Here is an 11,925-nt window from a genome sequence, read left to right as displayed (position 1 = left end):
TCTCCGCATATTGGGCTTAACCCAGGGATTGCATGGATCTCTATCTGCCCATCGCCAACCTGTCGGTGAATGCGCTGGTCATCATTGCCCTGGGCGGCGTGGTGGGCCTGCTTTCCGGCATGTTCGGGGTGGGCGGCGGATTCCTGACCACGCCTTTGTTGATCTTCTACGGCATTCCTCCGACCGTCGCCGCGGCTTCGGCGGCCAGCCAGGTGACAGGCGCCAGCGTATCCGGTGTCTTCACCCATATGTCGCGCGGCACGGTCGACTTCCGCATGGGCGGCGTGCTGATCGCCGGCGGCGTGGTGGGCGCGGGCCTGGGCGTGCTGATCTTCCGTCTGCTGCAGGCCATAGGACAGATCGATACGGTAATCGGCATTCTTTACGTGCTGATGCTGGGCGGCATCGGATCGTTGATGGCAAAGGAATCGATACAGGCGCTGATAGCGCTGAAGACCGGCAGGAAGATCCAGGCGCGCAAAAGGCGGCACCATCCGCTGGTCGCGGCCTTGCCGATGCGGTGGCGCTTCTATCGGTCCGGGCTGTATATTTCGCCGCTGGCGCCACTGCTGCTGGGCATGGCGACCGGCATACTCACCATGTTGCTCGGCGTCGGCGGCGGGTTCATCCTGGTTCCGGCGATGCTCTACCTGCTGGGGATGACGACCCAGTCCGTGGTTGGCACGTCGCTGTTCCAGATATTGTTCGTGACCATGGCGACGACGATGATGCACGCCATGACCACGCATGCGGTTGACCTTGTCCTGGCCCTGCTGCTGCTGATCGGCAGCGTGACCGGCGCGCAGGTCGGAACGCGCATCTCGATGACGATCCGGCCGGAATATCTGCGCATCCTGCTTGCCGCCATCGTGCTGCTGGTGGCGGCGCGGATGGCGCTGGGCCTGGGGTTCCGACCGGACGAAATCTATACGGTGGAGCTGCGGTGAGGCGCCGGGCGCTTCTGGCCCTTCTCCCCGCCCTGCTGCTGTTGACGGCGGCGGACGAACCGATGCTCGTGCCCGACGTGTCCCAGCGCGAGGTGGAAATACAATATAGTTTCACGGGTGCGGACCTGCTGCTGTTCGGCGCGATCGTCTATCCCGACGGGCGTCGGCCCAGCAAGCCGCCGGACATCATGGTCGTGCTGAAGGGGCCAGATCAATCGATCACGATGCGCGAAAAGCAGAAGGTCGCCGGCATTTGGATCAACGCCGACAGCGCGCGTTTCCGCTCCGCTCCCAGCTTCTATGCCATCGCATCGTCCCGCCCGATCGACAGGATGGTCGATGAACGGACGGCGGCGATCTATGAAATGGGCGTGGACAAGCTCCAGCTTTCGCCCTCTTCGCTCAATGAAAGCGCGGAGCTGGATCGGTTCCAGAAGGGTTTGATCGACCTCAGGGAAAGGGCCGGTCTCTATGTCGAGCGCCCCGGAACGGTGGAGATCACGGACGGCGTGTTATACCGGGCGCGACTGCCGCTTTCGGCCCGGGTAATCGTCGGCGATTACACGGCGGAAACCTTCCTCGTGCAGGACGGCCGCGTGGTGGCCGCCGCCGTGCGCGACATCACCGTCCGAAAGTCGGGGTTCGAGCGGTTCATGGCCGTCGCGGCCGAACAATGGCCCTTCGCCTATGGGCTGGCGGCGATCATGCTGGCGGTCGGCATGGGATGGGCGGCGGGCGCCATTGCCAGACGGGTCTAGCTCGCACCGTTCGAATGTCGTTCAGCCGCGCTTCCCCCTATGCACGCCAGGCGCGGCGTCGTGCCCGTCATCGCCGTGCCGCTTTCCTGGGCCGCAGCGCATCGCGCATCGCGATGCTGCTGTTGATCCGGGTGACGCCGGGCATGCGGGAGAGGATTTCGCTATGGATCGCCTCATAGGCCGCCACGCTCTCCGTTTCCACTCGAAGCCAATAATCGACGCCACCGGTCATCAGGAAACATTCCCGGATTTCCGGGCATTGCCGCACGGCATGCTCGAAGCGCGCAAGATAATCCTCCGTCTGCCGATCGAGCGTCACCTGCACCAGCACATCGACGGCGCGGCCTTCCTTTTCCATAGGCGTCGTCACGATAGTATAGCCGCGGATCACGCCGGCATCCTCCAACATCCGGATACGCCGGTGACAGGCCGAAGGCGAAAGACCGACCTCCGCCGCGATTTCCGAATTGGGCCGCCGTGCATTCAGCCTGAGCAGGCGGATGATCGATCGGTCGATGGCGTCCAGCGATTCTGACATTTTATTGCATTTCCTACGAATAACCTTCGAAATATTTGCTCTTATTAGACGATCCTTCTGTCATTTGAGAGCATTTTCGCAAGGAGGCACGCTACTTTCCCCTTGAAGGGGGAAGGATATGCCGTCCATCGATACCGCCGCAGCCGTGCTCCGCATCGATCTCGACGCGCTGGTCGAGAATTACCGGATGATCCAACGGCAGGTAGCCCCCGCCGCCGTTGCCGGCGTGGTCAAGGCGAATGGCTACGGCCTGGGTGCGGACATCGTTGCGTGCAGTCTGCAAGAGGTGGGATGCCGTCACTTCTTCGTCGCGCATCTCGGCGAAGCCATGGCGCTCCGGACCATGCTGGACAACGGCACCGCCCTGTTCATCCTCAACGGGCTGCAGCCCGGCATGGAAAGCGATTGCGCGGCCATCGGCGCCATTCCGGTTCTGAACTCGCTCGATCAGATCGCGCGCTGGTCGGAAATGGCCCGGACCCTGAATCGACGCTTGCCCGCAGCGTTGCAGGCCGACAGCGGCATGTCGCGGCTCGGCCTGCCCCCAGAGGAGGTCGCCATCCTGCGCGCGGAGCCGGAACGGCTGGCGGGCATCGACCTCCGCCTGCTGATGAGCCACCTGGCCTGCGCCGACGATCCCGATGCCCCTTCCAACAACAAACAGCGCCAAAGTTTCGAGACATTCAGCAAGGATTTCCCGGATGTGCCCCGCTCGCTGGACAATAGCGGCGGCAGCTTCCTGCATGCGAGGCATTTCGACATGGTGCGTGCCGGCATCGCCCTTTATGGCGGGGCGCCCCAGGGCGATGGCCCGATAATGCAACCGGTCGTCTCGCTGAATGCCGGGATCATCCAGTTGCGGACCGTTCCGGCCGGCGCGGCCGTGGGCTATGGCCTGACCCATGTTTGCGAGCGGGCGACGCGCATCGCCACGATTGCGGTGGGCTATGCCGATGGCTGGCCGCGCCATCTCAGCAACAGGGGCTCGGCCTATATTGGCGGCCATCGCGCGCCGATCGTGGGACGGGTGTCGATGGACAGCATCACGCTGGACGTGACCGACGTGCCCGACGCCCTCCTTTATCCGGGTGCGCCAGCTGAACTGCTGGGGCCCCATCAAACGGTGGATCAGGTGGCGGCCGACGCCGGCACCATCGCCTATGAAATCCTGACACAGCTCGGACATCGCTATCACCGCACCATCCTGGGCGCGGCGACGATCCGGCACCAGCGGAGCATGAAGGCATGAAGATCGCCATTCTGGGGAGCGGCGTCATCGGCGTCACCTCTGCCTGGTATCTGTCGCAGGCAGGGCATGAAGTGACGGTGATCGACCGTCAGGACGGCCCGGCGTTGGAGACCAGCTTCGCCAATGCCGGCGAGATTTCGCCCGGCTATGCCTCACCCTGGGCGGCGCCGGGGATACCGATGAAGGCACTGCGCTGGCTGTTCATGAAGCACGCCCCTTTGATCCTGCGGCCCCAGATGGACATGGCCATGCTGCGCTGGATGGCGGCGATGTTGGGCAATTGCAACGAACGCGCCTATGCGATCAACAAGAGCCGGATGGTGCGGCTGGCCGAATATAGCCGTGACCGGCTGATCGACCTGCGGCGCGAAACCGGCATTTCCTATGACGAACGGTCGCAGGGCACCTTGCAGCTTTTCCGCGAACAAAAACAACTCGACGGCATCGCCAAGGACATCGCTGTTCTGCAGGCGGACGGCGTGCCCTTCGAAGTGCTCGACGCAGCAGGATGCATCGCGGCGGAACCGGGCCTGGCGGGCAGCGGCGTGCCTCTTGCCGGGGGCCTGAGGCTCCCCAATGACGAAACCGGCGACTGCTTCAAATTCACCAATGCGCTGGCGGAGATGGCGAAGGCGAAGGGCGTGACCTTCCTCAACGGACGCACCATCGGCCGGATCGCCGTCACGAACGGTAAGGTCAGCCATGTCGAGACCGATAGCGGCCCCGTCCGGGCCGATGCCTATCTGGTCGCCATGGGCAGCTATTCTCCCCTGTTGCTGGCGCCTTTGGGAATCAGGCTACCGGTCTATCCGGTGAAGGGATATTCGATCACCGTCCCGATCGTCGATGAAGCGCGGGCGCCGGTATCAACGCTGCTGGATGAAAGCTACAAGGTCGCGATCACGCGGCTGGGCGACCGTATCCGGGTGGGCGGCATGGCGGAACTGTCGGGCTATTCCAAAGGACTGCCCAGGGCGCGGCGGGATACGCTGGAATATTCGGTGGGTTCGCTGTTCCCGGGCGCAGGCGATCTGGGCCGCGCCAGCTTCTGGTCCGGACTCCGTCCGATGACGCCGGACAGCACGCCGGTGATCGGCGCCACCAAAATCCCCAACCTCTTCCTCAACACCGGCCATGGCACATTGGGTTGGACCATGGCATGCGGGTCGGGGCATGTGATCGCGGACATCATCGGCGGGCGCGAGCCCCGGATCGAGACCGCAGATCTTGCAATCAGCCGCTATTCATAACCAGAATAAGGAACCTTCCTGCATGACCATCTCCCGCATCGGCCGCGGCCCGCGCATGAGCGAAGCCGTCATTCATGGCGACACCATCTATCTGGCAGGGCAGATCGGCTCGCCCGGCGAGAACGTCACCGCCCAGACCCGCGCCGTGCTGGCAGAGATCGACGCGCTGCTCGAACAGACGGGCAGCAGCAAGAATCATATGCTGATGGCGCAGATCTGGCTTGCCGACATGAATGATTTTGCCGAGATGAACGCGGTGTGGGACGCATGGATCGCCGATGCCGAGGCACCCGCCCGCGCCACGGGCGAGGCAAAGCTCGCCAGCCCCGACTACAAGGTCGAGATCATCGTCACCGCTGCCAGGGCCAGGTGAACCATATGGGGATTGCCGTGCCTAAGGGCATGGCAATCCTCACAAGGCCCCGCAAGATGCAAACGGTAATTTGGAGATTCGGCACGTGGCCGGATGCCGCCATCTGCCCGGCCTCTGATGCAGCACCGGAGGCTGCGGGCCCCGTCTCGCCAACTGTTGCGCCATACCCTCCTTCGACCGCCTGCGCCTCCGACGACCTTTAGCCCGCCTGGGCCTACGCCATGGCCGCGACCGGAGCCTTGCAATCCTCCTGCCTGGTGAGCAATGCCCGGGCGGCAGGAAAGGCGATCATTCCCGGCGGCGAAGTCATCGTGCTGCACGCGATCGAGCAATTCATGCTCTACACCGGCATCCGCCCGACACCGGAACAGCTGCGCGAGGCCGCGCTGTTCGCACATGGACCGGCGTGGCGGCCAGTCTGGAACCGTGAACGGATCGTCCCGCGTCCCGGGAGTACCACGAATTGGCGCTTTGCCGATGCGCGCGGGACCGCTACGGCATCGCTGGTCCCATGCATGGCGAGCGTCCGCGCGCCATATTTTCTTGAGCGAGTAACCCGCCCTATGCAGTCTGTAACCCTCACCCGCTTCCTGATCGAGCAGCAGCGCCAGGCGAACGCCATCCCGCCGCAATTGCGCCTGCTGATCGAAACCGTCGCGCGCACCTGCAAGACGATCAGCCATAGCGTGTCCAAGGGCGCGCTGGGCGAAGTGCTGGGCAGCCTGGGCAGCGAGAATGTGCAGGGCGAGGTGCAGAAGAAGCTGGACGTCATCGCCAATGAACTGCTGCTGGACGCCAATGAATGGGGCGGACATCTGGCCGCAATGGCTTCGGAGGAGATGGAGACGCTCCATCGCATCCCCAACCGCTATCCGAAGGGGGAATATCTGCTGCTGTTCGATCCGATCGACGGGTCCAGCAATATCGACGTCGACCTGAGCGTGGGCACCATCTTCTCCGTGCTCAAGGCGCCGGAGGAATGTTCCGGTCGCGAGGTGATCGAGCAGGATTTCCTCCAGCCCGGCACGCAGCAGGTGGCGGCCGGCTATGCGATCTACGGGCCGCAGACGCTGCTGGTGCTGACCATCGGCACGGGCGTCTTTGAATTCACGCTCGATCGGGAAATCGGGTCCTGGCGGATGACCGACGGCCCGATGCAGATGCCGCAGGGCAATGCCGAATTCGCCATCAACATCGCGCGGCGGCGGCAATGGTCGCCCGGCATCGCGCGCTATGTAGAGGAGCGGATCCAGGGCACGGAAGGGCCGCTGGGCAAGGACTACAACATGCGCTGGACCGCCTCGATGGTGGCCGACGTCCACCGTATCCTGAAGCGCGGCGGCATCTTCCTGTATCCCGCCGATCACCGCCAATCGGGCAAGGCCCGGCTGCGGCTGATGTATGAGGCGAATCCGATGTCCTTCCTGATCGAGCAGGCGGGCGGGGCCGCCAGCGACGGCCATCAGCGGATCATGGAGGTGACGCCCACCGGCCTGCACCAGCGCGTCGGCGTCGTGCTGGGCGACAAGGCCGAGGTGGAGACTGTCACCGCCTATGGAAGGGCCGCGTAGAGCAACGCTCCCGCGACCCGTAGAATTCCGCCATTTTTCGTCGAAGTTCACACCATATGCGCGCGCGTGCCGGGGCGCGCGTATGCGTGTGAGCGCGATATGCCTGACGTTTCAAAGAGGAGCGCGGGATAGAACCGCGAACGCGGAATAGGACAGAGCGATTTCACGCCTGTTCAGGAAATAGGATGTTTTTTGAGGGACCTGTTGCTGCTGGGTCACATGATGCTGATGGAGCCATGCCGTCCGGGCCGGGATGTTAGGGGGACGGTCTGGAAGCGACCATAGCGGGTCACTCATTCGGCAATATCTGATGCTCGGAAGCGGACGCAGACGACAATCGCCTGATTATCGGTACGTGCTGTCATGGCAAAAGTGGTCGTTTGGCGATCTACGATCATTCAGGCGCTTCGGTCTTCGCTAGTAGCTCGCGACTACGGCCGATACAGCCACGAAGCGCCCATGAATTGCCAAAAAAGATATAGGACCATGGGAAAGCATGACAAAAATCCTGCCCACACCATTCCTCTAGATGGAATTTCTGCGCCTAAGGCTCGGTAACAAAACACGAGCCACCCGAGGAAGGCGAACCCTCCAAACAGAGCAATCGACGATAAGGGATCGCTAAAACCTTTAGGTGTTGCCGGGATAAATATCAAAATTCCAGCAAGCACGAAGGCCACTGCCAGTCCCTCTAATATCAATATAGCTTGGAGTGCCTTGGGAAATGCTGACATATGCTTGTCCTAGGAAAATATGCCGGGGACTATATCGTTAAAGTGGTAAACCCCACCCTTACGCCCCAGACAACACAGATTCTCTGGCTTGCAAAAAGCCGTCATCTCAGCCTCGCCGATTAACCGACACCTTCGAATCAAAACATATGACTCGGCGCAACCCGAAAATGCTCTAGCCGTATGCCGTCAGTCCGCTTCCCACCCAAATCAGCCGTTCCCGCGACGGCCGAAATCGCGTGTCAAAAGAAGCACCCTCCCCTGAGATCCAGCCTTCACTGGCGCGGCCAGTTGTGGGGGGATACTCCCTTCCCCATCGTCCAGGCGGCGTCGTCAGGAGCCGGTCAGCACGCCGTCATAGGCGCGGTCTTCCAGAGCGCGACCTGCTCCCATGGCGACGCAGATCAGGGGCTTTTCGGCGACCGTGACGGGCAGGCCGGTCGCGTCGGAAAGCGCCTCGTCCAGACGCTGGAGCAGCGCGCCGCCGCCGGTGAGCGTGATGCCTTCCTCGATGATGTCGGCGGACAGTTCCGGCGCGGTCTGTTCCAGCGCGGTCATCACCGCCATCTTGATCTGGCCCACCGGCTCCGACAGGGCATCGGCGATCTCCGCCTCGCTGATGGACATTTCGGACGGGCGGCCGTTCACCAGGTCGCGGCCCTTCACCACCATGCGGCGGCCCTCGCCCTCCGGCGGGGTGGCGGCGCCGAGCGCGCATTTCACCCGTTCCGACGTGGCTTCGCCGATCATCAGATTGTGGGTGCGGCGGATGTGGGAGGCGATTGCGTCGTCCAGCCGATCGCCGCCGACGCGCGCGCTGTTGCTATAGGCGATGCCGTTGAGGGAGAGGACCGCCACCTCCGTCGTTCCCCCGCCAATATCGACCACCATCGCCCCGCGCGGTTCGGTGACGGGCAGTCCGGCGCCGATCGCAGCGGCCATGGGTTCCTCGATCAGCTGAACGCGATAGGCGCCTGCATTGGAGGCCGCGTCGCGCAGCGCACGCCGCTCCACCATGGTGGAGCCTGTCGGCACGCAGATCACCACTTCATGGCGGCGGCCGAAGCGGCTGTGGCCGTCCAGCGCCTTGTCCATGAAATGCTTGATCATCTGCTCCGCAACGTCGATGTCCGCGATCACGCCATCGCGCAGCGGGCGGATCGCCTGGATGCCATTGGGGGTCTTGCCCATCATCAGCTTGGCTTCGTTGCCGACGACCTTCACCTTGCGGATGCCGTCGCGCGTCTCGATCGCAATGACCGAGGGCTCGTTGAGCACGATGCCCCGGTCACGCACATAGATGACCGTGTTGACGGTGCCCAGGTCGATGGCCATGTCGCAGGCGGACGAGGAAAAGAAGCGCGGCAGTTTCATGCGGATGATGGACATTCTGTGCAGGGGGAGCGGGATGGCTCCCCCTGCACAGCCCCCTTGTCAAGCAGAAGCAGGGTGCGACAACACGTCCGGTATCCGGGTCCAGTTGAGGTTAATAGGACCGGCGGGTATAGCTGATCGACAAGGCCGGCGTCTGATACACAATGAAGTTCAGCGGCCGGGAATAGGTCATGGTGATTTCGGTATAGGGCAGGCCATATTGCGTGCCGTGGGTAATCGTCGGATCGTTGGTATAGGCCGGGTCCAGACCGAATTCGCGCGCATTGACCTTGGCGATGATGGCGGCATCGGAGGGCGTGGGATAGATGCTGGCATAGCGGGCACCTTCATCCACCGCATGTTGCAGGCCAGTGCGCGCGCAGGCGATGATGCCCATTTGCAGCGCACCCATAAGCAGAATGATGAAAGGCGGCACGGCAAGGACGAATTCGATCGCCGCGGCCCCCCGCTCGTCGCGTACCAGCCGGATCATTGCAGCCGCACCGATGCGGAGCCGGTGAGCGCGATTCCCTGCGACGACCATCGGCTGTTGGGCGCGAGTTGGGCGAACATCGGCGTGTAGCTTCCCGAAATGTTGATCGCGACATAGCGCTTGGTCTGCTGACCATCGGGGCATGGCACTTCGGGACTGGCGGTCTGGACGGTGGCGTCGCAGAGCAGCGTAGGCGTGATGGTGACGTTGCTGGTCGAAACGCCCGCCGCCGCCGCCGCGTCGGCGGCCAGATTGTTATAGGCCGCCTGCGTCCTTGTGGTATCGTTGGTGTAGCCGCCCGCCGCCGCCAGTTGCGCCGTGCGCTCCGCCGCGCGCTGAAGCCCGATCTTCGCCTTGAACGCCATGGCGACATCCCCCGCCAGGCAGGTCAGCAGCACCAGGACCGGCATGATGATCGCCAGTTCGATGGTGCTGTTCCCGGCTCGATCCGAAATCAGGCGCATCATCATCCCACCAGCCTCACCAGCGTGGCGGTGATCTTGTCGACGCCCTTGTTGGTGCATTGATTGACGATATTGCTGTTGCCGATGAAGGTCACCCGCTTGCTCACCATCTTCACGCAGTCAGTGGTCATTCCCGACGTGCCGCTGAAGGACAGGGCCTGGCCGGGGAAATAGAAGGCGCCCTGCAGTACCGAACTCGCATTGCCGTTGATGGTGTTGGTTCCAGAATCCACTGCGCGCCGATCCTGGTAGAAGAGGACGCCATGATAGGGGTTGGTGGTGTCCGTCGGCGCCTTCAGGTTGAGCGTCGCGCCGCCGTTGATATTGACCGTCGCGATGGAACTGGGGTTGGTCACCGCGTTGCTGCTGGTCAGGATGATGGTGACATCCGTACCGTTGATGACCGCCTGCGAACCGGCGTTGAAGGTGCCGCCGTCGATATAATATACGCCGGGCGCCAGGTTGAGCGTGCCCTTGACGTCGAAATTCTTGTAGCAGCCAGCCGTGATGGAAGTCGTGTCGCCGGGTTTGTCATTATAATTCTTGCAACCCGTCAGCTCCACCGCAGTGGGTGTGGGTAATCCAGCATAGGGATCCTGTACGGGCAGGCTGTAGGGCAGCAGGGTGGTCGGGGAGACATAGTTGGAACTGGATGAGAGCCCGCCCACCGCCGCCACGGGCGTTGCCGTCACAACGCTGCTGCCGCCTGCATAGACCGCGTTGGATGCCCGCGAGTTGGTGGCGATGCCGCAGCCCAGATTGACCGTGGCACTGCCCTGAAGCGTGATGCCGACCGTGCTCGTCTTTTCCAGCGCAACGACGCAATAGTCGCCGCTGCCCACCACGGCCGCGGTCGCTTCGCCATAGATGACCGGCGCCTTCACCCCCAATATCTTCGAAAAGGGCAGTTCGGCCCATGTTTGCAGCACCACCCGCACAGCCTTGTTGTTGCCGGCATAAGCACCTGTCGTGGGAGCATTTTCGATCGTGGGCGTCTGCGTCAGTGTGACGAGCGACATGCGGTTGATATCCGATGTCGCGCTGTCGGAGGCGCTGAAGCCCTGCGCCACCGCATAAGCGCCAGCGAGCGCGGCGCTGTCCGCCTGACGCTGGATCTGCCGCTTCCACAGGGTCCATTGCACCGTATCGGTGGCCAGTCCCGCCGCCCCGATGAATATAGGCATGGAGGCCGCAGCCATCATCAGGACATTGCCCGTCCTGTCACGCAGCAAACGCCCCACTGCTCCGCCCAACATTCCCATATCCCTTTCGAGAAGCATTGCTCCGGACCGAGGCAGGAATTTAAATAATGTGGGTTAATAAAATATGATCTTGTCACAAAAATTGACTATAATATTAAATATATATCTTTGGATATAAATGTATATTACTCTTAATGATACAATATATGGTGAGTATATATCTCGAATTTTCCATTATAAATTCAATTATAATGCATCCATTAGATCTACATTTATAGATTTTGTTGCACGCAAACATTATAGTTGATCACAATATTGGGGAAATCATCCTTCCGATCACACGGATCGTTTCAAGGCAAATTTCAAAGCGACTGACGCGCCATGGATTTACCGATCGCTCATGTTGTCGGAAAAGGCGACGGGCTGCGATGCATCCGACAGGCTTTCAGCCAGGGATACGGCCCGGCAATGCCATCGACCTGCCAGCGCAATATGTCACTGCGCGAAACAGCGCCTAACGGTCCTTCACCGTTTCCATCGCGACGAAAGTCGAGGTGCTGGCGACATGCGGAAGGCTCGATATCTTTTCGCCAAGCACGAAGCGGTAGCGGCGGATGTCGGCGGTGCGGACTTTCAACAGATAGTCGAAACTGCTCGCGATCATATGGCATTCCTCCACCTCGGGAATGCGGCGCACAGCAGCATTGAATTCGCTCAGAGCATCTTCCCGCGTGTCCGACAGTTTCACTTCGGTGAAGGCGACATGGTCCAGCCCCATCTTTGCCGGATCCAGGGCAGCATGAAAGCCCTTGATCACGCCGGAGTCGATCAATCTGCGCATCCGAACCTGGCAAGGCGTCTTGGAGAGACCGACGCGCTGGGCGAGATCGGTCACGCTGATGCGGCCGTCCTCCATCAGAACGGCGACGATCTTATGATCGAACCCATCCATTTCGACTTCCGATCCGCTGTTTC

At 61.9% G+C, this 11,925-nt stretch carries 12 protein-coding genes; 6 read left to right on the top strand and 6 right to left on the bottom strand.

Going from position 1 to position 11,925, the window contains the following annotated elements; translation table 11 throughout:
• Nucleotides 1-32 precede the first annotated feature (32 nt).
• A complete protein-coding gene (locus tag ACN9MX_RS01745) occupies nt 33-947 on the top strand; it encodes a sulfite exporter TauE/SafE family protein (protein WP_363735626.1) in 915 nt (304 codons plus the stop codon).
• Entirely contained in the window at nt 944-1,705 is a 762-nt protein-coding gene (locus tag ACN9MX_RS01740) for a TIGR02186 family protein (RefSeq protein WP_363824929.1), read from the top strand. The genes ACN9MX_RS01745 and ACN9MX_RS01740 overlap by 4 nt, the downstream gene beginning before the upstream one ends.
• A 67-nt stretch (nt 1,706-1,772) precedes the next feature.
• Here the strand turns inward: ACN9MX_RS01740 and ACN9MX_RS01735 are convergent, their stop codons facing one another.
• Nucleotides 1,773-2,243, bottom strand: a complete 471-nt coding sequence (locus tag ACN9MX_RS01735; RefSeq protein WP_363735624.1) for an Lrp/AsnC family transcriptional regulator — start codon at nt 2,241-2,243, stop codon at nt 1,773-1,775.
• A 118-nt stretch (nt 2,244-2,361) separates the two neighbouring features.
• Between ACN9MX_RS01735 and alr the strand changes: the two genes are divergently transcribed.
• The 4 genes from alr to ACN9MX_RS01715 all read left to right on the top strand — a co-directional run bounded on the left by alr (nt 2,362) and on the right by ACN9MX_RS01715 (nt 6,686).
• Complete coding sequence (alr, locus tag ACN9MX_RS01730) at nt 2,362-3,492, top strand: alanine racemase (protein WP_363824927.1); 1,131 nt, start codon at nt 2,362-2,364, stop codon at nt 3,490-3,492.
• Nucleotides 3,489-4,742, top strand: a complete 1,254-nt coding sequence (locus ACN9MX_RS01725) for a D-amino acid dehydrogenase (RefSeq protein WP_363824925.1) — start codon at nt 3,489-3,491, stop codon at nt 4,740-4,742. The genes alr and ACN9MX_RS01725 overlap by 4 nt, the downstream gene beginning before the upstream one ends.
• A 22-nt stretch (nt 4,743-4,764) precedes the next feature.
• A complete protein-coding gene (locus ACN9MX_RS01720) occupies nt 4,765-5,115 on the top strand; it encodes a RidA family protein (protein ID WP_363824922.1) in 351 nt (116 codons plus the stop codon).
• Nucleotides 5,116-5,678: 563 nt separating this feature from the next.
• Nucleotides 5,679-6,686, top strand: coding sequence for a class 1 fructose-bisphosphatase (locus ACN9MX_RS01715; RefSeq protein WP_363753784.1), 1,008 nt, complete (start codon nt 5,679-5,681; stop codon nt 6,684-6,686).
• 1,064 nt (nt 6,687-7,750) lie between these two features.
• Here ACN9MX_RS01715 and ACN9MX_RS01710 read toward each other — a convergent pair.
• From ACN9MX_RS01710 to ACN9MX_RS01690, 5 genes are all read right to left on the bottom strand, one after another.
• Nucleotides 7,751-8,791, bottom strand: coding sequence for a rod shape-determining protein (locus ACN9MX_RS01710; protein WP_363753782.1), 1,041 nt, complete (start codon nt 8,789-8,791; stop codon nt 7,751-7,753).
• 112 nt (nt 8,792-8,903) lie between these two features.
• Complete coding sequence (locus tag ACN9MX_RS01705) at nt 8,904-9,284, bottom strand: TadE/TadG family type IV pilus assembly protein (protein WP_133651630.1); 381 nt, start codon at nt 9,282-9,284, stop codon at nt 8,904-8,906.
• Nucleotides 9,281-9,754, bottom strand: a complete 474-nt coding sequence (locus tag ACN9MX_RS01700; RefSeq protein WP_133651629.1) for a TadE/TadG family type IV pilus assembly protein — start codon at nt 9,752-9,754, stop codon at nt 9,281-9,283. Before ACN9MX_RS01700 ends, ACN9MX_RS01705 begins: the two co-directional genes overlap by 4 nt.
• Nucleotides 9,751-11,004: a pilus assembly protein TadG-related protein gene (locus ACN9MX_RS01695; protein ID WP_363735618.1), complete on the bottom strand. Its 1,254-nt coding sequence runs from the start codon at nt 11,002-11,004 to the stop codon at nt 9,751-9,753. The genes ACN9MX_RS01700 and ACN9MX_RS01695 overlap by 4 nt, the downstream gene beginning before the upstream one ends.
• Nucleotides 11,005-11,464: 460 nt before the next feature.
• The gene (locus tag ACN9MX_RS01690) at nt 11,465-11,902 is read right to left on the bottom strand and encodes an Lrp/AsnC family transcriptional regulator (protein ID WP_363735697.1); all 438 of its coding nucleotides are present in this window, start codon (nt 11,900-11,902) and stop codon (nt 11,465-11,467) included.
• Nucleotides 11,903-11,925: the final 23 nt, after the last annotated feature.

It is taken from the genome of Sphingobium sp. R-21 (assembly GCF_049913335.1).
Taxonomy (GTDB): Bacteria; Pseudomonadota; Alphaproteobacteria; order Sphingomonadales; family Sphingomonadaceae; genus Sphingobium.
This window is presented reverse-complemented; position numbering and strand designations above follow the sequence as displayed.

Bases quoted from the DNA above. Each gene is read 5' to 3' on its own strand.
- ACN9MX_RS01745 (WP_363735626.1), top strand. From the start codon at position 33: ATGGATCTCTATCTGCCCATCGCCAACCTGTCGGTGAATGCGCTGGTC.
- ACN9MX_RS01735 (WP_363735624.1), bottom strand. From the start codon at position 2,243: ATGTCAGAATCGCTGGACGCCATCGACCGATCGATCATCCGCCTGCTC.
- alr (WP_363824927.1), top strand. From the start codon at position 2,362: ATGCCGTCCATCGATACCGCCGCAGCCGTGCTCCGCATCGATCTCGAC.
- ACN9MX_RS01725 (WP_363824925.1), top strand. From the start codon at position 3,489: ATGAAGATCGCCATTCTGGGGAGCGGCGTCATCGGCGTCACCTCTGCC.
- ACN9MX_RS01720 (WP_363824922.1), top strand. From the start codon at position 4,765: ATGACCATCTCCCGCATCGGCCGCGGCCCGCGCATGAGCGAAGCCGTC.
- ACN9MX_RS01715 (WP_363753784.1), top strand. From the start codon at position 5,679: ATGCAGTCTGTAACCCTCACCCGCTTCCTGATCGAGCAGCAGCGCCAG.
- ACN9MX_RS01710 (WP_363753782.1), bottom strand. From the start codon at position 8,791: ATGAAACTGCCGCGCTTCTTTTCCTCGTCCGCCTGCGACATGGCCATC.
- ACN9MX_RS01705 (WP_133651630.1), bottom strand. From the start codon at position 9,284: ATGATCCGGCTGGTACGCGACGAGCGGGGGGCCGCGGCGATCGAATTC.
- ACN9MX_RS01700 (WP_133651629.1), bottom strand. From the start codon at position 9,754: ATGATGATGCGCCTGATTTCGGATCGAGCCGGGAACAGCACCATCGAA.
- ACN9MX_RS01695 (WP_363735618.1), bottom strand. From the start codon at position 11,004: ATGTTGGGCGGAGCAGTGGGGCGTTTGCTGCGTGACAGGACGGGCAAT.
- ACN9MX_RS01690 (WP_363735697.1), bottom strand. From the start codon at position 11,902: ATGGATGGGTTCGATCATAAGATCGTCGCCGTTCTGATGGAGGACGGC.